At 39.5% G+C, this 26,843-nt stretch carries 12 protein-coding genes; 3 read left to right on the forward strand and 9 right to left on the reverse strand.

Annotated features, from left to right (window positions below; genetic code table 11):
* Positions 1-10 precede the first annotated feature (10 nt).
* Complete coding sequence (locus tag IWC72_RS13775; protein WP_194530154.1) at positions 11-1,921, forward strand: RagB/SusD family nutrient uptake outer membrane protein; 1,911 nt, start codon at positions 11-13, stop codon at positions 1,919-1,921.
* 21 nt (positions 1,922-1,942) lie between these two features.
* On the forward strand, positions 1,943-3,946 hold the full coding sequence (locus IWC72_RS13780) for a hypothetical protein (RefSeq protein WP_194530155.1): 2,004 nt from the start codon (positions 1,943-1,945) through the stop codon (positions 3,944-3,946).
* 327 nt (positions 3,947-4,273) lie between these two features.
* Here the strand turns inward: IWC72_RS13780 and IWC72_RS13785 are convergent, their stop codons facing one another.
* From IWC72_RS13785 to thiD, 9 genes are all read right to left on the reverse strand, one after another.
* On the reverse strand, positions 4,274-5,392 hold the full coding sequence (locus IWC72_RS13785; RefSeq protein WP_194530156.1) for an aldose epimerase family protein: 1,119 nt from the start codon (positions 5,390-5,392) through the stop codon (positions 4,274-4,276).
* A 46-nt stretch (positions 5,393-5,438) separates the two neighbouring features.
* Complete coding sequence (locus IWC72_RS13790) at positions 5,439-7,085, reverse strand: sulfatase-like hydrolase/transferase (RefSeq protein WP_194531165.1); 1,647 nt, start codon at positions 7,083-7,085, stop codon at positions 5,439-5,441.
* A gap of 74 nt (positions 7,086-7,159) precedes the next feature.
* Positions 7,160-8,554 carry a sulfatase-like hydrolase/transferase gene (locus IWC72_RS13795; protein ID WP_194530157.1) on the reverse strand — a complete coding sequence of 465 codons (1,395 nt, stop codon included), beginning with the start codon at positions 8,552-8,554 and terminating at the stop codon, positions 7,160-7,162.
* Between the two features lie 14 nt (positions 8,555-8,568).
* On the reverse strand, positions 8,569-10,080 hold the full coding sequence (locus IWC72_RS13800; RefSeq protein WP_194530158.1) for an alpha-L-fucosidase: 1,512 nt from the start codon (positions 10,078-10,080) through the stop codon (positions 8,569-8,571).
* Between the two features lie 21 nt (positions 10,081-10,101).
* A complete protein-coding gene (locus IWC72_RS13805) occupies positions 10,102-10,836 on the reverse strand; it encodes a 3-keto-disaccharide hydrolase (protein WP_194526743.1) in 735 nt (244 codons plus the stop codon).
* A 162-nt stretch (positions 10,837-10,998) separates the two neighbouring features.
* Positions 10,999-11,601 carry a short chain dehydrogenase gene (locus tag IWC72_RS13810; RefSeq protein WP_194530159.1) on the reverse strand — a complete coding sequence of 201 codons (603 nt, stop codon included), beginning with the start codon at positions 11,599-11,601 and terminating at the stop codon, positions 10,999-11,001.
* Positions 11,602-11,613: 12 nt separating this feature from the next.
* Complete coding sequence (locus IWC72_RS13815) at positions 11,614-11,883, reverse strand: CBU_0592 family membrane protein (protein ID WP_194530160.1); 270 nt, start codon at positions 11,881-11,883, stop codon at positions 11,614-11,616.
* Between the two features lie 45 nt (positions 11,884-11,928).
* The gene (locus IWC72_RS13820) at positions 11,929-12,177 is read right to left on the reverse strand and encodes an ArsR/SmtB family transcription factor (RefSeq protein ID WP_394370097.1); all 249 of its coding nucleotides are present in this window, start codon (positions 12,175-12,177) and stop codon (positions 11,929-11,931) included.
* A gap of 105 nt (positions 12,178-12,282) precedes the next feature.
* The gene (thiD, locus tag IWC72_RS13825) at positions 12,283-13,083 is read right to left on the reverse strand and encodes a bifunctional hydroxymethylpyrimidine kinase/phosphomethylpyrimidine kinase (RefSeq protein ID WP_194530162.1); all 801 of its coding nucleotides are present in this window, start codon (positions 13,081-13,083) and stop codon (positions 12,283-12,285) included.
* A gap of 482 nt (positions 13,084-13,565) precedes the next feature.
* Here thiD and IWC72_RS13830 point away from each other — a divergent pair, with 482 nt between their 5' ends.
* Positions 13,566-26,831, forward strand: a complete 13,266-nt coding sequence (locus IWC72_RS13830; protein ID WP_194530163.1) for a T9SS type B sorting domain-containing protein — start codon at positions 13,566-13,568, stop codon at positions 26,829-26,831.
* Positions 26,832-26,843 lie beyond the last annotated feature (12 nt).

Below are 26,843 nucleotides of genomic sequence, written 5' to 3' on the forward strand. Positions count from 1 at the left end.
ACAACGAAAGATGAAAAAAACACATAAAATAAAAATGAGAACAGCGAATAGCCTCTGTAGGAGAGCTATGGCGTTGTGCATGCTAGTATTAGTTTCTCAGGCATGTAGCGATGATTTTTTGGATCAGACAAATCCAAATTCCTTGACCACTAAAAGTTTCTGGAAGAATAATTCACAACTTAATCAAGGGTTGAACTCGGTCTATAGCGCATTAAAAAATAATGATGTATTGGGTATTCAAAATGAATCTGTACGTACAGATTTAGCGGTACCAAGTGGTTACAGACAGGCAACTAGACCAGATGAGATGTATTTTCAGGATTTTACGGCAAATACCAAGTACGTAGAGAACAAATGGAATGCACTTTACTTAGGTGTGTTTAGAGCCAACCAAGTCATAGAAAATTATGAGCGCTTGGCTGTAGATTATACCACAGAGGCAGCTGAGGAAGAAGGGTTACGGGTATATGCACAAGCAAGAGCTTTAAGAGGGTATTTCTATTATGTATTGAACGCCAGCTTTAATGAAGGTAATGTGCCATTGGTAAGTTCGGTTCCAAAAGATTTTGAGGAATTTCAGAAGGCATTGTCTTCTTCTGAAGCCGTGCAAGCTTTTTACCGTGATGATTTACAATATGGGATGGACAATTTGCCAACTACATATGCAGATTGGGAGTCTTATGGCAGCAATAATTTAGGACGTATTACTGCGGGAGCATGTGAAGCATTAATGGGTAAAAGTTACTTGGCAGAGAATGATTTTCAAAATGCCGAAGGTTACTTTAAAAATGTAATAGAGAATTATAATTATGCATTAGCAGAAGATATTGCAACTACGGTAACGGGAATAGCGGAGTTTAACTCGGAATCTATTTTTGAAATTAATTATACCACCAATGTTAATCTTGAAACTACGGGTGAAGAGTCATTGGCTCAAAACATTACCTATATTGTTTTTAACGCTAATATTCAACCAAGTTCATGGTTGGCCATGAAGTACCGAGCAGATAAGATTGATCCTGCAGACCCTGCAAATATTAATGTGGGAGCAGATGTATATAATGAAAACGGGGAAATTATAGGTACTGAAGACCGTATGCGTTTGTACAGCAAAAGAATGGGGGATTGTATGGGGCAAGTAGATGACCCGGATTCGCCAATGTATGGTGCAATAAACGGTGAGTACGGTAATGCAACGGGGGTTGCTCCTTTTGCTAGGAACCGTGTTAATATGTTCAAGAAATTCTTGCATTGGAACACTATAGGTGGTGGTGCAGGAGAAGATAGGTCTACATTGATGAATAACCGTTCTGGAATAAACATTCCGGTCATTCGTTTGGCGGATGTGTACTTAATGTATGCGGAATGTATGCTAGAATCGGGAAATCTACCCGAAGGATTAAAGTATATCAACAGGGTTAGAAAGCGTTCACACTTAGTTTTGCTAGGAAAGGCTTCCGAAGCTGGGGCGGAGTTCAATAACTTGGAAACTACTTACATGGATGACATAGATTTTGATTCTTCCAACGGGCAACAGCCAGTTACTGTCCAGAACTTGATGGAGCATTTACGTTTTACGGAAAGACCTTTAGAGTTGTCTTTAGAAGGAGACCGTGCTACAGATTTAAGACGTTGGGGAAAGTTTAAAGAGCAACTGGAACATTTAGCTTCAATAAAGTACGATTACTGGCATTATGAGAAAAACCTTAATGGTAAACATGGTACTAGATTTAAGTGTTTTTTAACTGTTTCGGGAGAAGAGCCTACCACTTATGAGGGTAAAAAAGTCTTTAATCAACCTCCAGAAGTTCAAGATGCTGTTGTGGGAGCGCAGAAGTTTAATGAAAACTTACATGCATACTTGCCAATGCCACAAAGTGAAATTGATTCTAACCTTAATTGGGACGAGTTTGTTCAATAAATCAAATCTAAACAAAAGAAAATGAGAGATATAAAATATAGTATTAGGTTTCTTTTTTTACTGCTGATTATAGTTGGCTGTGAAGATGATGACGAGTACATAGCACCAAATACCTTTGTAGATGCCGCATTTACAACAACATGGGGTACAGCGGTTGTTAAGGATTTAGATATAAACAATTATGGGTCCTTTATGGACCTGTCCAATGGTACCACTAAACATGAGTGGACCATACCGGAAGGAACATTTTTTCTAAAGGGACCTCTACCTACTAAAGCAGATAGTTTTGAGTCGAGCATAATTGAAGGTGCAGGTATGGTATCAGATGAACGAACGGTACATGTACTGTTTACCAAAGGCGATTCACTTACTCCCATAAAACTGCATAATGAATATGAGGAGTATACGGAGTTTGTTTTACCTACTGGGTGGGATGTTGAAACTAACTCATCAATCTTTGACACGTTAAGAACCGTACAAAAAGGTGCGGCTTGGGTTTTAGATTATACTATTATGGTTGATGTCTATGATACTATTGTGGCAGATATGGAGATTAGGACTTTAGGAGGGAATAAAATCGACTTTAAAACTCAGGAAGTAATCGATGTAAAGTTTGGTGATGAACTGATTTTTGAAGATTTAAGTCGGTCCAACAATACCTCTAGACCAACCACTACGGTATGGACAATTCATACGATTGAAGAAAATGAAGAGGATGAGGAAAACATCATAAATGTTAACGAGGAAAAAACGATTGATACGCTTAATTTCAATAAGCGAATTGGGAAGTTTGAAGGTCGTCTGATTTCCAAGAGAGATAGAACCGAAACCGTCCAAGCAGACGAAGAGAGGTATGATATTCCCGTAGTATTTAATATTACCGCTTTGGACGAAGCCTTGGAACAATCGGGAGATGTGTTTGAATTGGCGGACAATACCATTGAAATTCCTTTAAGCTCAAAATTGATAGCGCTAACGGAAGATGTATCTACCAACTTTATGGTAGAGGTTAATGGTGTGGCTAGGTCAGTTGCATCAGTAGCTCAAAACCCTGATAATTTGGATGTACTTGTACTAACGTTGGATACCCAATTGGAAGGTACGGATGCGACCAATACGGTTACTGTATCTTATGATGGTGGTAGTTCTACATTACAGTCCGTAGATGAACGTGTACTTGAAGCTTTTAGCAGCGTGCCTGTTGAGGTATATGTACCTATTCCGGTCAATAGGGTAGGTACAATTCAAAAAGTAACGGAAGACGATGCTATTTTGGTGTCTTTTGATCAAGAGTTGGATCCTGCATCCATAACGGCTTCTGCAGATGCTACAATGGGCTTTTCGGCCATGGTAAACGGTGTTGATGCAATAGTGAGTTCGGTTGAAGCTGATGCTGTTGATGCGTCTACCTTAAGAATAATGCTTGGAGAAGAACTATACAGAGATGATGAGATTACGATTTCATATGCAGGTCCAGGGGATATTGTTTCTGTTGGTGCCGGCGAGCTTGTAGATTTTGGTCCAGATGCGGTTGTGGCAAATGAAGATAATATTTTAGGTGAGGTTGGTATGTTCGAAAATGCAATAGATACAGATTGGATGAATACGGGTTCTAATGGAACCGGAGCTGCTGAAATTGTTGCTGCACCAACACCTGATGTAGTTTCAGGAGTAGTGCCTTCTGGAAATGTTTTGCGTTTGTCGGCTCCCGATGGTAATAAACCCAACACGGTAACCAGCGGAACTTTTGCCTTTGAAGCTGGGGTGGTTTATAGGGTAAAGTTCAAAAGGTATTTGGGCAGCACTACAAATACCGCGTTCGCAAAACATTATTTTGGCGATCAGCAAGTTAATGATCAATGGAACGATGTAGATGATGAGTTGGGTACATGGCAATTGGTAGAATTTACTTTTATAGCCGCAGCAACCTCTAACGGAACGGTACGTATTCAACCTGTACCAGCAGGAATAAGTGATGTTTATTATGACGATTATACAATTCAAGTAGATGATAATCGGCCTTAATTAAGACTGTTAGTAGTGTTTTGATTGTTTAGGTAAAACCGCTTCAACTTGGTAAAATTGAAGCGGTTTTTTATTTTAATGAGAATTGTTATCGAGAACATCTGTCCTTAATAAATCTGTCTGGTATAGTGTACAATTTAATCTTTAATAGAATTGAATGAATAGCACAGCCAATGAATGGATAAAAAAAGGAATTTGCGCATGTATGCACTCAGTATGCGACCTAAAATTGAATAAACTATACTAACTATGGGACTAACATTTATAACCTTAGCTATTATAATTATCTCATATTTTTAGTTTTTCCCACTATTGAATAATCAATGCTCATTCAGTTACCCCAAAATGAAAAATAGCAGTTTCATCGTACTTTTCACCAGGAAGCAATAGCGTAGAAGGGAAGTTCTCGTGATTGGGAGTATCCGGGAAATGTTGAGTCTCCAAACAAAATGCCATATGGTTGGCATATTTTATATTGTTTTTCCCTGTTAAGGCATCTCCTATGGCATTGCCGGAATAAAATTGAACCCCTGGTTGCGTAGTTGAAATAGTCATTGTCCGACCCGATTTAAGTTCTACTACTTCTATTACTTCTTTTAATTCCCCAACAGGTTTATTAAAAATATAATTGTAATGATACCCGTTAAAGTTCAGCTTGTGAATGTTATTGCCTATTGGAGTTGGAGTGGTTAAATCCCAATCTGTGCCTTTTACAGTACCTAATTTTCCTGTAGGAATAATTTCTTCATCGATTTCAGTGTATTTGTCAGCATCTATTTTTAGGATATGGTCATAGATTTTGTCTTTCATGCCATTAAGGTTAAAATAGCTGTGCTGGGTCATATTCACATGCGTAGCTTTATCCGTTGTGGCTTCATAATGCACTTCAATAGCATTGTCATCAGTCAGAGTATACGTGACGTAACTCTCTAAATTACCAGGAAACCCCATGGTATTATCTGCTGAGATATGTTGCAATCTAATAGAAGGCCCCAGTTTGTTAGCTACAATTTTTGAATCCCAGACCACACGGTCAAATTCGTTACCACCGTGTAGACAGTGTACATCGCTATTTTTTGAGAGTTCGTAGGTAGTTCCATCAATCGTAAATTTACCGTTTCTAATACGGTTAGCAACCCTTCCTATGGTAGCTCCAAAGCAAGGGTGCTCCGCAGTGTACTGTTCTAAAGTGTCAAAACCGAGTACTACATCCTCAAATACACCATTTTTGTCAGGTACCATAATAGAGGTAATAGTACCTCCAAAATTGGTGAGTTTTACTACCATGCCATTCGCATTTACCAAAGTGTATAAAATTACGTTTCTACCATTTGCGGTCCCCCAGTCTTTACTGGTTACACCTGCATGCTTTTGAGCATTTGTTTGTGCAAATACACAAAAACAAATCAGTAAAAAAGAACCTTTTATTCCTTTAATTCCTTTCATGATTTTATGATTTTTTAAACTGATGGTAATTTTTTACAATGAGTTATTATTTCGGTTCTATTATAACACCGCGCTCTCCTTCGCTATCCGAAGTATACCTAAGAACTTTAGGAAATCCGGTACCTCTAGCATTGGTGATTTCTGTTTTCCAGACTTTTCTCAACTCTTCTAATTTACTCTTGTTAGAAGCATCAGAAGCTAAATTAGTGGTTTCTTTTGGGTCTTTTTTCAGGTTGAACAATTCTTCATAAACCGCTGGTTCACCGTTTAAAGGTCCGTCTGCATAATCACGATATACGGCAATGTCCGGATCGTGAACCTTATAAAGCATTGCACTGGTATTTATACCCATGGCTTTAGCTGTCGCTATCTTTTTTAAGGCCGAAAAATTCTCGTTCTTATAATACCGAATGTATTTCCATTCGTGGTCTTGAACAGACTCGCATCTAGGGTTACCAAACTGGGTAGACCATAAATTCTCGGTATATAGAAAAGGGCGAACTTCTTCTTCCTCTCCGGCTAAAAGGTGCGTTAGGTTTTTACCTTGGTACGTATCTGGAATAGCCACGCCTGCCATAGTCATCATGGTTGGTGCAATATCTATACTTTGTACCAAAGCATCAGAAGTTTTCCCCCTTTTTGATTTCTTTGTGTTTGGATTAAAGATTATCATAGGTACATGCGTAGTTTCTTCGTAACACAAAGCCTTTCCACCAAGTCCGAACTGGCCCATGAAAAGTCCGTGGTCAGAAGTAAAAACAATAACGGTATTCTTGTCTATTTTTTGGTCCTTCAAAGTTTGTCTAAGCTCTCCTAGTAGACGGTCAATACCTGTCATAGCTTCCATTTGCCTTATGTAACGCTCTCTAAAACCTTCTGGCGTATCTACATAATCATAACCCACCTGACGATCTTCCGCGTGATGTATTTCTGCAGGTAATTTTGGTGCTTTTATATCTTTTCTAGCGACATAATTTTCTGGTAACGGAATATTCTGGTCGCGATAAAGCGTTTTGTAAATCTCATCGTCAGAATCACGCATTTGCATAGAACCTGTTCCCGCTCCGTGAGGAAGGTTAAAACATACGGAAAGCATAAAAGGCTTATCCGTAGGTCTGTTGTCTATGAATTTTATGGCCCCACCTAATTTCTGCTCATTGGATAAAAAATCTTGAATTCCTTCACCAACCACTTCTACTTGGGTGTCGTTTTTAGCATCTTTAAAAATACTGTGACGGTCTTTTGGATAGAAGCCCAGATGACCATGGCCTGCGTACCAGTAATCAAAGCTCTTTTCCATGAGTCCGCTATCATAACCACCCTCTCCAACAGGAACATGGTTTTTCCCTACCCAACCGGTGTAATACCCATTTTCACGCATAACCATAGGATAGGTATTGTTCCAACCTTCTTTGGACATACTGGTGCCGGAATTAAAGTTTATACCGTGTTTTCTCTCAAACTGACTTGTTAGAATACTGGCTCTACTTGGTGTGCAAATAGCAGTAGTTATATGGGCATTGGTGAACAAAACCCCATCACTAGCCAATTTATCTAGGTTTGGCGTTTTTACAATGGTATTGCCCGTACAGCCCATGAGGCCGTACTGCTGGTCATCCGTTAATATAAAGATGAAATTTGGCTGCTCTTGTGCCCAACCGGATACGGTTGCTGCGGCGTAAATGCAGAGCATAATGACCAAATTTTTCACCAATTTTAATTGAAAGTCCTGTTTCATATTATATTTCCTAAATTATAATTCTCTTCTTATTTTCCTGTTGGACCTTGGGCTTTTTTGCGCATGCCCTGTAAAGCTTTTTCTTCTTTAAGAACATTTTCACGGTGCGGGTCTAACCAACCAGGAACTAGGTTTTTAGCATCCCAAGCCGTGTATGCTTTTTCTAGTTCAGCAATTTTTTCAGGATGCTTATCTGCTATATCCGTTCGTTCCCAAGGGTCGCTTTTTAGATTGAAAAGCAACGTTTTGTTCTTGTATGAACTCTTATAAAGTTTGTAATCACCTATTCTAACGGCATACTCAAATCCGCCAACGGAACGCCAGAACAATTTTTCATGGGGAGTGCCGGTTTTTCCATCTAAAATATAGGGTAGGAGAGTGGTGCCGTCTAATTGTGTTTCTTTTGTAACATCACCGCCAGCGGCTTCTAGAAAAGTTGGGAAAAGGTCCAATGAGCTAATAGGTTTCTCATAATGTTGACCCGCTTTCAATTTCTCTGGCCAAGTGATAAAAAAGGGAACTTTTATTCCACCTTCAAACAACATGCCTTTGTGCCCTCTGTACGGTCGGTTGTCAGCATGTTCCGTACGTCCTCCGTTATCACTTAAAAATACTAAAATTGTGTTTTCTTTCATACCATTTGCAACTAGTGTAGAGTCTATTCTACCTACGTTTGCATCAACAGCATTTACCATGGCGGCATAGATACTGCGCCCACCATATTCAATATGTTTTGTGTTTTCTAAATATTGTTGGGTAGCATGGTCAGGAGCGTGTGGTGCGTTGTATGCCAAGTACATGAAAAATGGTTTATCATCTTTCTTGGTAATAAAATCGATGGCCTCATTTGTGAAATCATCGGTTAGGTACCGTAATTCATTTTGAGGAACCGGTTTACCATTTCTAACAATGGTTTTAATAGGACCATCGGGTACGCCCCAATAGTTCATTCCACCACCGGCAAAACCGAACCAATGGTCAAAACCTTGTTGAGTAGGATGAAGGCTAGAATGATCGCCCAAGTGCCATTTTCCAATAGCGCTTGTGCGATATCCACGTTCTTTTAAGGCTTCAGGAATCATTTTTTCAGAAAGTGGAGTCCCAACCGTATCATCATTTTCCGCCTTGTATGGCATATTACAATCGTGACCAAAACGAGCCTGATAACGACCGGTTAAAAGTCCCGCACGTGAAGGACTGCAGTACGGATGTGAAACATACCCGTTATCGAAAATCACCCCTTGGGAGGCTAATTTGTCCAAATTTGGGGTGGGAATATCCGTTGCTCCGTTAAAGCCAACATCTGCCCAACCTTGGTCATCCGTTAGGACAACGATAATATTTGGCTTTTTTTCTTGTGCTACACTGGGTAGGGCCGTTAGGAAACCTAACGCAAAAGTGAATAAAAGTTTAGTGTTCTTCATTATATAAGTTCTAATTATTTTAAAGTGATTTTGTAAACCAGAGCAGCTTCAGCTTCAGCAGGCATTTTTCTTGGAGAAGTAACCGTAAGACCTTCTTCTGTTTTCTCCCATTTTATTTTTTGTTTACTTCCTAAAACAGAAACAGATTTAACGTTCATATCCTTGGCTTTGTTGGCAAAAGCTGTTAGTACCGTTTGTTTGTTTTCTCCTGGCCAACCTAATTGTATAGCGTACACCGTTTTGTTGTTTTTGGTATACCGAATATCTTTTGAATTTAAGTCGTATAAGCCGGCTTTTATAGCGCCGTAAGCATTCCATTCATCCTCAGGGTTACGCTTCATTTCCGTTGGTCCTTGACCATATGCTACAAAAGGACGTGTATAATAAATTGCTTCGCCATATAATTTTAACCAAGCGCCGATCCCTTCCATAGCTATAGCTTGTTCTTCTGGAATAATACCTTTTGCCATGGGAGCTGCAGCTAAAATCATTACGCCGTTTTTACTCACTACTTCGGCCAAAATCCGAATGGCTTTTTTAGGGTCTAAAGCAGTACGTTTATCTTTGTTATAACCCCAAGAACTACCCAACTGAAAATCGGTTACCCAGACTTCTGGGGCGATATCTATAACCGTAGCTCTTTCTAAATTTACAACAGCTAAATCCGTTGGAAAAAATGACCCTTTGGTGTTAACCACTACCTCTTTATTCTGCTCTTTTGCTTTGTTGAAATAGTTGGCCAGAAATTGTTTGCGGTAATCCTCTTGAATATACCCTTGGGCAAAATCCATCCAAATATAATCCGGAGAATAGGAGTTGATTACTTCATTCAATTTTCCTAGCCAGATATCACATTCTTCCTTATAAGTGGTATTTCCGTAAAGAATACGGTACTCATCTTCTTGAGGAACTTCCGGGTTAGCATAGGTTACTGCATGCATGCTTACGGGGCGCAGAAAACTGTTTTCTTTTTTGGGATAAAAATGCATGTGAAAACCATGGTGAAAAGTGGTCATGAATTTTAAATTGCGCTTTTTTACTTCGTCACCAATTTGTTTAACTACATCAATTTTAGGGCCTTTATCAAAGGAGTTCCACGGATTTACGTCACTTTCCCAAAGCGAAAATCCGTCATGGTGTTCAGCAATGGTTCCAATGAATTTAGCACCCATATTCTCGAACATATCAACCCAACGCTCCGCAGAAAATTTTTCTGCTTTCCATTGCGGGATAAAATCGTGATAATCTACATCTCTTCCGTAAGTTTTGGTATGGTAGTCATAGACATCTTTGCCCCAACTTTTTTGACGATCACTTTCATACATAAAACGCCCGTACCATTCATTTCCATTAGCAGGAACATTGTATACGCCCCAGTGAAAATATACGCCTAACTTGGCATCTGCAAACCATTCAGGGGTTGCTTTATGTTGTTTGAGGTTTTCCCATTCTGGCTCAAATTTTTCTTGAGCGTTGGTTACAGCCATAAGGCCCAATAGTAAAAGAAGGGCAATCTTGTTTTTCATTTAAATAGAGTATGCTTGTTTTTATTTTAATTCTTGAATTTTAATATTCCTGTAGATAATTTCAGAGCCTTCTGCCTGTAAGGCAATGTTCCCTTTTTCTAAAGGAGTATCATCGGCATTTAAGAAGTCTTTCAGTTCGTTTACCAGTTGGCCGTTTTCAAAGAACTTGGCACTTTTTGAACCTCTTACTTCTACGCGAACTTTGTTCCAGCCATCAACTTCATGATTGCCGTATTTGTCGCCTTCTATATATGTTTTTTTGCCACTAGAATCCAGTAATTTTTCAGAACCATCTTTTTGAAACCAGCTCACTTTTGGGCCTTTTATGACCCATAGGTCACCCGTGTCACCTTCCTGAATTTGACATTCTAGACACGTGGGCCAGACTACTTTTTCTCCTTTAATATGAAAAACGATACCAGCATCCCGTTTGGCTTCCAGGCGAGGAGCAAATTTGCGTTCTCCCCACTTATATTCAAGTTCTAGATTAAAATGACTGTATTCTTTATTAGTGGTAATCATGCCAAAAGGAGCTTCGTCTCCTTTCCAAGTATAGAGGACCTCTATTTTATTCTTTTTAATTTCAAATAATTTCTGATTATCGGTCAGCTCATTTGGAGTGATGGTGTAACTGGTACCAAGTTCCCCTTTTGGAAATGGGTTGGCCCATTCTACTTTTGATTCCTGAGCAGAAAGAGATAACAGGGCACTTAAAAAGAGCGCCAATGTTATAATTGAAGTGATTTTGATTTTCATTTGGTTTAGTATAGTAACACAGGGGCCAAATTCTTAAATTAATGTCCGTTGATAGGCAACGAACATTTTTTAAACTACCACATATGTTCATTCTAGACCAATTTCGGCATAATTATGCCTCAGTACTGACCAAATGATGAAAATTCTGTAAAAAGAACGGTTTTAATTGTAGATACGTATGACCTCGCCATGGCCTTTTCCGTTCACACTACGAACGTATCCGTTAATCACTTTTTTCATGGGAATAGGGTTGTGCCCTGGGAAATAATCCTTATATTTTTCATAGGCATCTTCTACCATACCGGAAGAAACGGCATTTACCCTTACACCGTTTTCTATTTCTAATGCTACAGCTTGTACAAAGCTATGGATAGCTCCGTTTACCATCGCGGCACTAGTGGTCATGGCCACGGGGTCATCTGCCAAAATACCTGTGGAAAGGGTTATAGAACCTTGTGGTGCAAGAAACTTTTGGCCTATGCCAACCAAGTTGACCTGACCCATTAATTTACTGTTCAGTCCTATATGAAAATCGTCTTCAGTAAGGTCATCAAAATTATCCCACTTGGCTTCACCGGCAATACATATTATAGCATCAAATAGCCCTGCTTGCTCAAACATTTTAGATATAGAGGAACTGTCTTTAATATCCACAAGAAAATCACCAGTTGTTCTCCCTGCAATTAGTACTTCATTTTCTTGAGAAAAATGAGCAGCTACTTTTGTTCCTATAGTTCCGTGTCCTCCAATGATTAAGATTTTCATAGTTTTTTTATTTTAGGTCAACCGTTTTCTATTGTTCTGTTTTGGTCCTTTTCTTCTAGTTTTGTAAATAGTTAGGGTAGCAATAATACTCCACAACATATTAGATACAAATGGGGGAATGGCGCTGTAGTAATAACAATTTGTCGCGATTAATAATCCACCAAGCAGGTTTAAGTACTTACTGTAGCCTAAATACTTTTTGTTTTCCATCATTGTGATGGCGTAGGCCAGGATAATGAGCCCCGAGCCCACCCATCCAAAAATATCAATAAGGAGTTTCATCTTAAATAGTAATATCTATATATGTCGATTTGTTAGGTTAAATTTTTATAATAAATACTTTGCAAATTCAGTAATTAAAGCTTCATTTCTTTTAAAATAGGACCATTTTCCGTGTCGTGTCATGACCAATAATCCGCATTTTTCCATATTGGTCAAGTAGTTTGAAATCGTAGATTGCGATAGTCTAGATTTCTCATGGATGTATGTAGCACATACTCCATCGTTAAAATGGTCTATACTAATATGAGGAGGAAAATTATTTTCAGGTTCTCTCAGCCATTCCATTATCTGCATTCGAGTCTGATTAGATAAACATTTACTAATTTCAACTGCCTCTTTTACATCCATAGATACAAATATCGGTATTTATCGATATGTAGTGGAAATTTTAACATTTTTTTATTTAGGAAAATGCTGTACCGGACCGTTGCCTTTACCCAAGGTTTTGTCTTTACCCTGTGTAATGGCTTCATTTAAATAAGAGCAAGCATTAATTACTGCTTCTTCTAAGGTGAGTTCTAAACTTAATTGTGCGGCGATAGCGGAAGACAGTGTACAACCCGTACCATGCGTATTTTTTGTTTTTATGCGTGGGTTATGAATAAAAATAACTTGCTGGGTGTCATATAAAAATAGGGTATCGGTCATTTGTTCGGAATCCTCTAAATGACCTCCTTTTAGTAAAACTGATGTTTTAAATGTTTCACCAATTTCTTGTGCGGCCTCACCAAGCTTCTCAGAATCTATTTTTTTATCAATTAAAATCTCAGCTTCGGGAATATTAGGTGTAATAAGGCGAGCATCACTGAGAAAGGACTTAAGGCTGGCCACTGCGGTTTTATTCAAAAGTCTATCTCCAGAAGTAGCTATCATTACAGGGTCTAAAACAATATTCTTTACAGAATATTCTTTTAGTGTTTTTTTTACGGTTTCAATGACCTCAGCAGAGTGGAGCATACCAATTTTTATTGCTCCAAAATCAATATCCTCAAGAACGGCTATTAATTGCTTACGAATATGTGATACAGGAATAGGGTGAATATCAAAAACGCCTTGTGTGTTTTGTGCGGTAGTAGCTGTAATGACCGAGGCGGCAAAAGCACCATTGGCACTTATACTTTTTATATCCGCTTGGATACCTGCGCAGCCTCCTGAGTCACTTCCGGCGATAGTAAGTACGCTATTATAAGTTGAGTTCATGAGTAGTGAAGGAGTTCAAACTAATTAAAGGTTTCAAATGTATAGAATTAATTTAAAATGAGTAGGGCAAATGACGAGCTAACAATATCAAAATTTCCTACAATTTTTAAAAATGCACATACAGGGCTGAGCCTGATAACTACACTTGCTCCCCGATTTTAAAACTGTAAAATAGTGACGTATTTTTAGGGTTTAGCTACAGATATTTTTATCGATTTACTACAACGTTAGAGTTTAGTATTCTCGTTTTTAAATTTGGATAGGTTCATGTTTATTGTTTTCAGGGGGTTTGTCGACGAAATGCATAAAATGGATGATGTCTTATATACAAAAGTCGAAGTTTTACATACAATCCTGCCTGAGTAGACAACAATTACTCGAATTTCATTATCCCTAATAATATATTTGATAACATTAACTATATTTATGTAGTATTTTACTTACTTTAATAGTAATCTACGTTGAACTAACCACCAGACATTATGTATTCTTCACTTAAAACCCTTCTGCTTACTCTGTTTCTTATATTATTCTATGCTACTTGTATAAATGCTCAAATAGATAGTAATCGATACACAGTTACATTAAACCCAGAACCACTAGCTACATGCGGAGGTGCTAATAATTCCTTAGAAGAGGTTTTTATAAGAGGTAAAAATCCAGATTGTCATGATTTTAGTATAACATTTGATCTTCCTGCTGGTGTAGAGTATGTAGCAAACACTGCTGTAATAACTGCTCAATTAGGTTCTAGTGATTATGTTCTTACTGAAGGTGGAACGCCTTCGGACCCTATTTTTACGATTCAGCGTCCGAGTGATGCCAATTGGCTAAATGGTGATGAGGTAACTTTCACTTTTGAACGTAGTGCGAACTGTGATGCGGTACAATTCTTAAATTCTGGCGGGCTGTTTAAAGATGCTCATACGATTAACTTTCAAGATGCTGGTGGTGCTAATTCGGATTCGGATACCATCGAGACTGTATCTTCTTATTCCTTATTGGCAGCATCATTAAATATTTCTTCAATTACAACGGTTAATGCCAACGTTGGTGAATCATATACTAGGAATATTACACTCGCCCAAGGTGGTAACGGATGTACGGAAACATTTACCTACTATGTTGATTTGGGAGTAGATGTAGATGATGAGTATACATTATCTTATGCAGGTACGGAGTTAACCCCTGCATCAATTAATGGGCAGGTTTTAACCTATTTAATTGATTTAAACGCAGCTCCTTTTGCAGGAGTTGTCGGCAATAATGATAATTGCTTTGATAATGGTGAGGTTATTGTATTTCAAGAAGAATTTAGAGTAGATGATTGTGTAGATACTGCTATTGTCCATAATGCCTATTGGGGTTGTAATGCTGGCGAAACTTGCCAGGCTGCCGAACCACAAACGGGTTCTTTAAATTTTGGTGCCAATGTACCAGATATAGCAATTTCAAAAGTAGGTTCTACCACACCAGATTTATGTGGTGCAGTAACCTATACTATTAGAATAGAAAACACAAATACTGCTGTAGGTTCTATGGCTTTGGACTTAGGTATTAATATTGGTAGAGGTGCAAATGCAACTCCAGTTTCAACAGCAGATTCTAATCCTTTATGGGGCTATGAGCGCTTTGAAACTCGACAATTTTCAAATTTTAGATTTGGAACAAACCCTACTTTCACACCTAATAATTTAGCAAGTGATACTTATGTAACTACGACAACGAATACAATACCGCCAGATTTTTTCAATTCTGATCCTGATGGACCAGGAGGTTTTGATGATTTGGATAATGACGGATATTACGATGATTTGGCGCCAGGGGATGCTATAGAACTATCTTTTGACTTCACATTAACACCAAAAGATGATTGTGGTGTAAGTAGATTGGATTATTTGGGTTGGGAACATAACTATATAGATACCTATTTTAAGGATCAATGTAAGAGCGACCGGATTCCAGAACGTATCGATATTGGGTATTTCAATATTATTAGAGATTACCAAGATGTTACAGAAGTTGAAGCACCAACAGATATCGTAAATAATGAAGATTTTGTTGTGAGTATCGCCCCGGCATTCTATGCGGGTGGAGCAGGTTTACCTACTATAGACGGTACGGCTATGTTTTCTAATGATGCCTCTTCAGTATGGAGTATAACACTTACAGTACCTACAGGTATGGCGTTGCAAACACCATTACCGGCTGGTTTTACTCAAAGTGGGAACGAAGTAACGTATTCAACAACAGACATGTATGCAGGAAAATTTAAAGAATGGGTAGATTTTCCGATGACCTTTACATGTGGTCCAAATGGTGTTCAGTCTATACCGTATACAACTAATTACACGGCAACAAGCGGTGCTGGTGTCTGTTGGTCTCAAGATATTCATTGTGGTACAGTAAATATATACACACATTGCCCTGGTGGTTGTGTAGGTCCTGCAATTGAAGGCTTTAAAGCGAGAAGACTTACTGCTGGTTGGACAGATGATACTATGACCACTAAAGTTGTTTTAGATGATAATACAGATGGTATTAAAAAATACCTAGCTGGCGATCAAATGAAAATCACTACAACGGCTTCTATTAACAATATTTCTTTGGATAACCTTTATTTCGATTTAACATATGATACAGCTAGTTTAGCTGCTGGCGGTTCGGATATCATTACATTGATAGATACTAAGATTACCATCAATGATAATAGTGCTGGAACTTCAGATTCACGTGCAATTACAAATGCACCGGTTTTAACAACCAACGGCACTACAGAGCATATGCTAAGTTTCGATTTGAGTGATGAGAAAGATTTGATAAACGCTGCTTATTTATTCGAAGGCGATGCTACAGATAGGGATATTATAGAACTTGAATTGACTTTTGAGTTCAGTAAAGATTTTCAAGATATAGCCTATTTTGAACTTACCAATTTAAGAGGTGAATTCTTTGCTTTTACTGATTACCCAGCAAACACTGCACCTAATAGAGTAGGGTGTGATACCTGGGGAGATAGAGCATATTATTCTAGACCTAGAATTTATGGTGCAAACTTATCTCATGCTACTAATGGATGTACGCCTTCCAATGGGATCATATATAATATGGTAAAAAATATGGCACCGGCTGATATGCATGCTGATGAATACAGACCTTTGACGTTATGGACATCAACTGTAGTAGATATTCCTGAAGGAGCAAGATTTACAGGAAATATAACCTCTATACAGTTTCAAGGTGCATATTCTACCACTACAGGAGAATTCATAGCGACAGAAAGTGGTGATCAAATAATTATTACCCCTGGTCCTAACTTTAAGAATAGGGATCAAGGTGCTCTAGTAATTCCTCGACTATATGTAGAATTTATGGGTACTTGTGAATCACCTGCGGTTGCGCAGTATGATTTTACGGTTAATTATGACGATTTTGCTTATGCAACCCCAGTACCTTCAAGTTATACTTATACGAATACATTTAGTTACACACAACCTACGTTTCAAATTCAATCGCCATTGCCAACGGTCAATGGAGATGCATATACAGTAGATTTTGATACTAACATTAGTAATACCAGTCCAGAAGATGTAGACTATAATTGGTTACAGGTTACTTCACCAGTAGGTATTAATATAACAGGCGCATTTTCTGTTGCTGCCGGTGTTGAAACACCAGTTAATTATTATCAATCAGGAGATAAAACTTGGATTGAAGCTGGTACTGTTGCTTCGGGTGCTACAAAATCTTTAAGGTTTAAGGCAGACTTTGATGACTGTCAAGATCAAACTGTCTTAGTGGAACATGGATGGGATTGTTCGGGTTATCCTGGGTACCCCGATACTAGTGTCACCGTTTCGGATTTCCAGGCAATTGGTGCAACTTGTTACCAGAACTCTACTTCTATAACTTTAGAACCTAAAGGTTCACAGGTTCAAGTGGCCATTACTAACCAGCCTAGCGCGGCACAAGCTTTGTGTACGCCTTTTAATATAGGGGTTGATGTCATTAGCGCACAATTAGGGGATTTAATAAATCCGTCGTTGCAGTTTGCTATTCCTGGTGGGGACGGTGGTATAACTATTGTTAGTACAGATGTTACTTACCCCAAGGGTTCACTTGATCCTGCTGATACTCAATCGGTAACGGTTACTATAGAAAATGGTATTGCCAAAGTAAATTTATTGGAACATACCGGTATTCTTGCCTTAAATGGTATTGCGGGTAATCCAGCGGAAAATTCAATAGATGAAAGAACGGCGCATGTTGATCTTGAAATTCAATTGGAGTGTGATTTTATTTCAAATTCCGAATTTACTTTTAAAGTTTATGGGGAAGAACCATGTGGTGATCTCGCCGCTGGTAACGGTTCAAGAGTTGTTTCAAATTCTATACAGGCACTAGGAGCTGTAGCTCCTTATAATGCCATAAGTAATATTAACCTACCTGGTTTTGGAGCACCAATTCAAGGTTGTGGTATTACTGATGAAATCAGTGTAGTAACTACAATAACAGGTGGTACAACGGGGAGTTCTGATTTTGGAAAAGTAACCTTAAGGTCAGGCATTGAATACGTACCATTATCTTTTACAAGTGCAGACGGTGCTTCATTTGTAAGTGTAGCAACTGTAGGAGACCATGAAGAACTTATATTACAATATCCGGCCGGTGTAACTGCTGGGTCTACAATAAATTTCGACTTTGATTTCATAACTACCAGTGAGGGTATTTGTGATGATTCGGCAGAAGTTCAGATAGTAAACTATGTTACGGTAAGCGGTATAACTTGTTCTACTACTAACTGTGCGGATTTTCAAGTAGCTACAGGTTCATCCTATGAGATTATGCCTTTAGAAAAACCAATTTTGGTTGGTACGGCTAATGATAGTTTCTTTTCGGTAGATACTAGTAATAATTACGAATATCATTTATCTCTGGATATTGAAAATACGGCTCTTGTAGATGCGGACGCCGGTTATGCGTATAGTGTATACTGTGCAGATGTAAATGGTGATATTGACGGTGTCGCTATAGCTACAGGTACGGTAGCCGAAGCAATCCCAAGTACATCTACAATTACAGATGAAATTGTGTTTATTACTTCTGGTGCCGCTTGTACCGGTACTAATTATATAGTAGAGTTTTTACCTTCTAGCACCAACTGTCAATGTGAAGCTATCTTGGTTGAGGTTTCTGTTGCTTCAGGTGCGCCTTTAGATTTAGATGATGATAATGATGGTATCCCTGATGTTATTGAAGTTTATAATGGAGATGCAGATGGTGACGGAACTTTAGATTACGAAGATCCTGATTTCTGTGCAGCCAATTTTGATGGTGTAAACGGATGGGATTGTGCAACAATGGGCTTACCTGATCCAGATGATGATTTAGACGGCGATGGTTCTCCAAATTACTATGATACAGATTTCCCAACGTGCGGTGGATTAAATGCCAATGGTGTATGTATCAATTTTGATACTGATGGAGACGGTGTTCCAAATCAGTTAGACCTAGATTCTGATAACGATGGTATTACTGACCTTGTTGAGACCGGTTCTGGTAATATAGATGCGGATGGAGATGGTGTTATAGATATTCTTACCGATGTAGATAATGATGGTCTTGCAGATGTAATAGATAACGATACTACAGACGGACCAGAAGGTAGTACGCCCTGTACACCACAAAATGGTTGTGTACAAGTAAATTCCACTTCAAATGTTTTTGATACGGATGGAGACGGCACTACGGATGACAGTGGAGATTTTGATGGCGACGGAATAATTAATGCTTACGATTTAGATAGTGATAATGACGGTATTTTAGATACGGTTGAAGCACAAACTACTAGTGGCTTTAATGCACCAGGTGCTATAGACCCATTAACCGGTATTCCTGCGGTTGGTACAGATACCAATGGTATAGACCCAATTGATACAGATGGAGACGGTAATCCAGATTACTTAGACCTAGATGCAGACAATGATGGTATTACAGATACTCTAGAAGCCGGTGGCGAAGATGTGGATGGTGATGGTGCTGTAGATAGTTTTGTTGATGCTGATGGTAACGGTGTTGCCGATAGTGTAGATGCGACGCCTTTACCAGATGAAGATTCTGATAACGATGGAATTTTAGACCGATTAGATTTAGATTCTGATAACGATGGTATTCCAGATGTAACAGAAGCTGGTGGTATGGATGGTGACGGTGACGGTATCATAGACACCTTCATGACCGATACCGACAATGACGGACTTGCCGATAGTGTAGATCCAGTTGGTCCTGCTAGTCCTGGTACGCCAATTCCAAATCCAGATACGGATAACGATGGCTTAGATGATAGATTGGATTTAGATTCTGATAACGATGGTATTCCAGATGTAATTGAAGCTGGTGGTTCTGACCCGGATAACGATGGAAGAATCGGTACTGGTCCAATTGCAGATGATGACGGTGACGGACTTTCAGATATCGTCGATCCAAATGATAATACGACAGGTACGCTAGACGATGGCCCAGGTACACCTTTACCAATTGATAATTTTGACGGAGATAGCGTGCCTAATCACTTAGACATAGATTCAGATAATGATGGTATTACAGATACTACAGAAGCTGGTGGTCTTGATGTTAATGGAGATGGTATAGTAGATGGTTTTGATGATACCGCTACAACAGACGGTTGGGATGATGCTACAGCTGCTTCTCCGCTTCCAATTCCTAACTCAGATACCACAGGTGGTCCAGATTACTTAGATATAGATGCAGATGATGATGGAATTCCAGATAATGTAGAAGCACAAACAACTGCTGGGTATATTCCGCCTGCAGATGCTGAAGCTGCTAACGGATTAGATACAAGTTATCCTGTTGGATTAACTCCAGAAGATACAGATGGTGATTTAATTCCAGATTACTTAGATGCAGATTCTGATGCCGATGGTGTTAGTGATGTAGAGGAAGCAGGTCAAGGAACAATAACAGATCCTTTAGCTGATGCTGATGGAGATGGCTTAAATGATGCTTTTGATGATACTACCCCTGCATATGATGCAAACAATGATTTGGATACTGGTGCAATCGCTACGGATAATGTAGATGATTTAGACACAGCAGAGGTTGATTTTAGGTCAATTTTAGATTCTGACAACGATGGTATTATGGATACCGTGGATATTGATGATGATAATGACGGAATCTTAGATGTTGATGAAACAGGCGATACAGACGGAGACGGTATTCCAGATAGTATTGACTTAGATTCTGATAACGATGGTATTCCAGATTCAATAGAAGCTGGTGGAACCGATGTTGATGGTGACGGTCATATAGACTACCCAATTGCAGGTGACCCAACTTCTATGGTCGATACTAATAATGATGGTCTTGCAGATGAAATTTCAGCGACTCCTTTACCAGATGAAGATTCTGATGGTGATAGTATTGAAGATAGAATAGATTTAGATTCTGATAACGATGGTATTCCAGATGTAACTGAAGCTGGTGGTCCAGATACGGATAACGATGGTGTTATAGACACATTCGCTACAGATACAGACCGTGACGGTTTGGCTGATAGTGTAGATCCTGCGGATGCAACAACTCCTGGTACGCCTTTAGAGAATCCTGATACTGATGGTGACGGATTTGATGATAGAATAGATACAGATTCTGATAATGATGGTATTCCAGATGTAACGGAAGCAGGTGGTTCTGACCCGGATAACGATGGTGTTATCGGAACAGGAACTATTGCTGATGCAGATGGTGACGGACTTTCAGATATCGTAGATACAGATGATAATACAACGCCTACGGCTACAGATGGTCCTGGTACAGCTTTACCAATAGATAATTTTGATGGTGATGCCAATCCTAACCACTTAGATATAGATGCCGATAATGATGGTATTCTAGATGTAGTTGAAAATGGTACGGGTGCTTTAGATACCAATAATGATGGAGCTATTGACAGTACTGATGATGTATTCTTAGATGCAAATGATAATGGTCAAGCCGATGCTACAGAAGGTACGGCCCCATTAAATACTGATACTACAGGTGGTGCAAACTATATTGATATAGATGCAGATGATGATGGTATTCCAGATAATGTAGAAGCACAAACAACTGCTGCTTATGTTGAGCCAGATGATGCTTTTGACGCTGAAGGTTTAGATACCCAATATCCAAATGGTATTACACCAGAAGATACAGACGGTGATTTAATTCCTGATTACTTGGATCCTGATTCTGACGATGATGGTACGCCAGATATTATTGAAGCTGGTCAAGGAACTATGACTGATCCTTTAGCCGATGCTGATAATGACGGATTGAACGATGCCTTTGATGATACACCGGGTACAGATGTAAACAATGATTTGGATACAGGTGCAATCACTACGGATAACGAAGATGATCTAGATACTGCTGAGGTTGATTTCAGATCTATATTAGATCGTGACCAAGATGGTATTATGGATATCGTTGATTTAGATGATGACAATGATGGTATTTCGGATTTAGATGAGTCCAACGGAGTTGATCCAAGTGCCGATGATGATGGCGATGGTATTGTAAACTACTTAGATGACGATCCTGCTGATCCACTAGTTGGTGACGTGAACGGAATTGTAGAGCCAGCATTCGATTTTGACGGTGACGGTGTTCCAAACCATTTTGATATCGATGCGGATAATGACGGAATCTTTGATGTATACGAAGCTGGTAATGATGCTTTAGATACGAATAATGACGGTGTTATCGATAGTGTTGATGCTGGTTTTCTAGATGCCAATAATGATGGTCAAGCAGATAATTCAGAAGGTACTATTCCTTTAACTACAGATACAACGGGCAATGCAGATTTCTTGGATATAGATGCAGATGATGATGGTATTCCAGATAATGTAGAAGCACAACCAACAGATGGGTATATCGAACCAGCAGATGCTTTCAGTAGAGATGGCGTAGATACAAATTACCCTAATGGTCTCAGACCGGAAGATACGGATGGCGATTTAGTTCCTGATTATATAGATTTAGATTCTGACGGTGATGGTACTACGGATGTAGTGGAAGCCGGTCAAGGTGCAATTACAAATCCTTTAGCTGATGCTGATGGAGATGGGTTGAACGATGCCTTTGATGATACTCCGGGTAACGATGTGAACAATGATTTGGACACAGGTGCGATTACAACGGATAACGAAGATGATTTAGATACTGCTGAGGTTGATTTTAGATCTATACTAGATCGCGACCAAGATGGTATTATGGATATTGTTGATTTGGATGATGATAATGATGGTATTCCAGATGTAGAAGAGTGTAGCGGTATGGGAAGTGTATCATTGATTCCTGATGGTGACTTTGGAGTAGGGGATATTGCTGCCGATACCTATTATAACGGTGCTGGAAATGGCGCTGGTAACCCGGATAATTATAATACGTATACCAAACCAATGCCTGCCAGTATTATGACAACATATACTAATGGTGAGCCAAGACCAGCAGATGGTAGCTATGCATTGGTTACGAACTCAATGGGTCTTTCGTATGTTGCAGGTGAGCCTATTCCTAACTTCTGGTTAGATATAGAAGACTACACCACAGATGCTCCGGGAGAATTAGGATATTTTGCATTGTTCAATGCAGATGGTACGGCAGGTCGTTTCTACGAACAAACTATAACAGGTTTAACGGTAGGAGAAACTTATGAGTTTAAAACGGCAATTATCAACTTGTTCAACCCTGGATATGCAGATAACGGTACGGAAGTATTCTTAGGTAACACGCCTATAGCACCAAATGTTTCAATGATAGTGCTGAATAGTGGAGGTACTGTTATGGATCAGTTTGATTCAGGAGATATTCCTAACGATGGAGAGTGGAAAGAAGTTTCTTTGGTCTTCACGGCTACGGATACAAGTATGACTTTCGCTATTGATAATAATACTGGCGGTGGTATCGGAAACGATTTTGGAATTGACGGTATTTCTTTAACGCAATCATGCGATTTTGATGGTGATGGCATACCAAATCCATTCGACCTTGATTCTGACAATGATGGTATTCTTGATATTGTAGAAGCAGGTGGAACCGATACGGATAATGACGGTCGTGTTGATGGCTTTACAGATGCTAATGATGATGGTCTAGATGACGATACAGCAGCAGACCCATTACCGTTACCAAATACAGACACTGCAGGTAATCCAAACTTCTTGGATATTGATGCAGATGATGATGGTATTCCAGATAATGTAGAAGCACAACCTACAACAGGTTATATAGTTCCTGCGGATGCTTTCAACAGAGACGGTGTAGATACCAACTATCCAACAGGCTTAGTTCCTGAAGATACAGATGGTGATTTAACTCCGGATTATTTAGACTTGGATTCCGAGGATGATGGTATATCGGATATGTTAGAAGCTGGTCAAGGTACTTTAGTAGATCCTTTAGCGGATGCTGATGGAGACGGATTGAACGATGCTTATGATGATACACCGGGTAATGATGTAAACAATGATTTAGATGCAGGTGCTACTGATACAGATAATGTAGATGATACAGATATGGCTGAAGTAGATTTTAGATCTGTACTTGATCATGACCAAGATGGTATTCCAGATACGGTAGATTTGGATGACGATAACGATGGTATCTCAGATTTAGATGAGGCCAACGGAATCGATCCAAGTGCGGATGATGACAATGATGGTGTTCCAAACCATTCCGATGACGATCCAAACGATCCATTGGTTGGTGATGTAAACGGAACAACGGAACCAGCATTCGATTTTGACGGTGACGGAATCCCTAACCACTTTGATATTGATGCCGATAATGATGGTATCGTAGATGTAGTGGAAGCTGGTAACGGAGATCTTGATACAAACAATGACGGTGTTATTGATAGTAATGATGACGGATTTGCCGATGCGACCGGTAACGGTCAAGCAGATAGTTCAGAAGGAACAGTTCCACCAAATACAGATGGTTCAGGTGAAGCTAACTTCTTGGATATAGATGCTGATGATGATGGTATTCCAGATAATGTAGAAGCACAACCTACTGATGCGTATACCGTACCAGCAGATGCTTTTGACTTAACAGGGTTGGATACCAATTATCCAGGTGGAATTGAGCCAGAAGATACGGATATGGATGGTATTCCCGATTATATCGATACAGACTCAGATGCAGATGGTATTTCAGATATGTTGGAAGCTGGTCAAGGTACTCTTGTAGATCCTTTAGCCGATGCTGATGCAGATGGTCTTAACGATGCTTTTGATGATACCCCTGGTATTATTGTAAACAACGACTTAGTTACAGGAGCAATCGCTACGGATAACGAAGATGATGCAGATGTTACTGAAGTTGACTTTAGGTCAATGCTAGATACTGATCAAGATGGTATTCCAGATACGGTAGATTTGGATGATGATAACGATGGTATCTCAGATGTAGATGAGGCCAATGGAATCGACCCAAGTGCGGATGATGATAACGATGGTGTTCCTAACCATTCGGATGATGATCCAAACGATCCTGCAATCGGAGATGTAAACGGAACAACGGAACCAGCGTTTGATTTTGACGGTGACGGAATCCCGAACCACTTTGATATTGATGCAGATAATGATGGTATCGTAGATGTAGTGGAAGCTGGTAACCACGACCTTGATACGAACAATGACGGTGTAATCGACAGTAATGATACCGGCTTTGCCGATGCGGACGATAACGGTCAAGCCGATAGCTCGGAAGGAACAACGCCACCAAATACAGATGGTACAGGTGAAGCTAACTTCTTGGATATTGATGCGGATGATGACGGTATTCCGGACAACGTAGAAGCACAACCAACAGATGCTTACATAGCTCCAGCAGATGCTTTTGATGCAGCCGGATTGGATACCAATTATCCAAGTGGCATAGAGCCAGTAGATACAGATATGGATGGTACTCCTGATTATATCGATTCGGATTCAGATGCAGATGGTGTTTCTGATGCTCTGGAAGCGGGTCAAGGTACAATGACTGATCCTTTAGCCGATGCTGATGGAGATGGTCTTAACGATGCCTATGATGATACTCCTGGTTTAGATGTAAACAATGATTTGGATACAGGTGCTATTGGCACGGATAACGAAGATGATGCTGATTTAACGCAAGTAGATTTTAGGGATATTCTAGACTTTGATCGTGATGGTATTCCTGATACATTCGATCTTGATGATGATAACGATGGCATTTCGGATTTGGATGAAGCCAACGGAATCGACCCAAGTGCAGATGATGACAATGATGGTGTTCCTAACCATTCTGATGATGATCCAAACAACCCTGCAATCGGAGATGTCAACGGAACAACAGAGCCAGCGTTCGATTTTGATGGTGACGGAATTCCTAACCACTTTGATATTGATGCCGATAATGATGGTATTACAGATGTAGTGGAATCAGGTAATGGTGCACTTGACACAAACAATGACGGTGTTATCGATGATAACGATACTGGTTTTGCAGATGCGAATACTGATGGTCAAGCGGACAGTTCAGAAGGAACGGTTCCTCCAAATACAGATGGTAGAGGTGAAGCCAACTACTTGGATATTGATGCGGATGACGATGGTATTCCAGATAACGTAGAAGCACAGCCTACCTTGGCGTATGTTGTTCCTGCCGATGCTTTTGATGAACAAGGGTTGGATACGAACTATCCAGTTGGATTGGTTCCAGAAGATACCGACGGAGACGGAACTCCGGATTACTTGGACCTTGATTCTGAAGATGACGGTGTTCTGGATATTGATGAAGCGGGCCAAGGTACCTTTACAGGTGTTGATTCTGATTCTGATGGGTTGGATGATGGCTTTGATGATACTCCAGGTTTGGATGTAAACAATGATTTGGATACTGGTGCTGATGGTACGGATAATGATGATGACGCTACAACTCCCGAAGTGAACTTCAGGGAAATAGGGGATAGCGATGGAGACGGAGTCCTTGACACTCAGGAGGAAGCAGACGGCACGGATAAGAACGACCCATGTGATTATGTAATAGAGAACGTTACTTTAGAATTCAGAGGTGACTACCTTATTGCAGATTGTGATGGCGATGGTGTAATAAATAGTCAGGAGCTAGAAGATGATACCAATCCTGAAGATCCTTGTGATTACAAAAAAAATAGTATTACCTTACAACAAGGAGGGGATTATCTTATATCTGATTGTGATGAAGATGGTTTGACAACTTCTCAAGAAGAGGCCATAGGTACCGATCCGGATGTTGCGGATACGGATGGTGATACTATCTTGGACGGACAGGAAATAGAAGACGGAACGGACCCTCTTAATCCTTGTGATTCATTGAATGGTGTACCTACGTTAGAAGCTGGTTGTGATCCGGAATTGGTTGAGACAGGAATCTCTGTTATCAACGAAGTCATTACTCCAGATGGAGACGGTACAAACGATGAGTTCTTAATAGATAATATTGAGTCTTACCCTAATAACACGGTTCAGATTTATAACCGATGGGGTATCATAGTTTATGAAATGGACGGTTACGATAATGTTACGAACACCTTTAGAGGAGTTTCTAACGGAAGAGTTACTATTCAAACAGATTCGAAACTACCGGTTGGTGTATACTTCTATGTAATCAAATATGAGAACAAAGGAGATAACCTAAACAAGGCAGGCTATTTATATATCAACAGATAAAGTATTTTCCAA

Origin of the sequence: Zobellia roscoffensis (genome assembly GCF_015330165.1) — a bacterium.
GTDB classification, from domain to species: domain Bacteria; phylum Bacteroidota; class Bacteroidia; order Flavobacteriales; family Flavobacteriaceae; genus Zobellia; species Zobellia roscoffensis.

Excerpts from the sequence above, each read along its gene's own strand:
- IWC72_RS13800 (WP_194530158.1), bottom strand. The coding sequence starts at position 10,080 with ATGAAAAACAAGATTGCCCTTCTTTTACTATTGGGCCTTATGGCTGTA.
- IWC72_RS13785 (WP_194530156.1), bottom strand. The coding sequence starts at position 5,392 with ATGAAAGGAATTAAAGGAATAAAAGGTTCTTTTTTACTGATTTGTTTT.
- IWC72_RS13775 (WP_194530154.1), top strand. The coding sequence starts at position 11 with ATGAAAAAAACACATAAAATAAAAATGAGAACAGCGAATAGCCTCTGT.
- IWC72_RS13790 (WP_194531165.1), bottom strand. The coding sequence starts at position 7,085 with ATGCTCTGCATTTACGCCGCAGCAACCGTATCCGGTTGGGCACAAGAG.
- IWC72_RS13830 (WP_194530163.1), top strand. The coding sequence starts at position 13,566 with ATGTATTCTTCACTTAAAACCCTTCTGCTTACTCTGTTTCTTATATTA.
- IWC72_RS13820 (WP_394370097.1), bottom strand. The coding sequence starts at position 12,177 with ATGCAGATAATGGAATGGCTGAGAGAACCTGAAAATAATTTTCCTCCT.
- IWC72_RS13815 (WP_194530160.1), bottom strand. The coding sequence starts at position 11,883 with ATGAAACTCCTTATTGATATTTTTGGATGGGTGGGCTCGGGGCTCATT.
- IWC72_RS13805 (WP_194526743.1), bottom strand. The coding sequence starts at position 10,836 with ATGAAAATCAAAATCACTTCAATTATAACATTGGCGCTCTTTTTAAGT.
- thiD (WP_194530162.1), bottom strand. The coding sequence starts at position 13,083 with ATGAACTCAACTTATAATAGCGTACTTACTATCGCCGGAAGTGACTCA.
- IWC72_RS13810 (WP_194530159.1), bottom strand. The coding sequence starts at position 11,601 with ATGAAAATCTTAATCATTGGAGGACACGGAACTATAGGAACAAAAGTA.
- IWC72_RS13795 (WP_194530157.1), bottom strand. The coding sequence starts at position 8,554 with ATGAAGAACACTAAACTTTTATTCACTTTTGCGTTAGGTTTCCTAACG.
- IWC72_RS13780 (WP_194530155.1), top strand. The coding sequence starts at position 1,943 with ATGAGAGATATAAAATATAGTATTAGGTTTCTTTTTTTACTGCTGATT.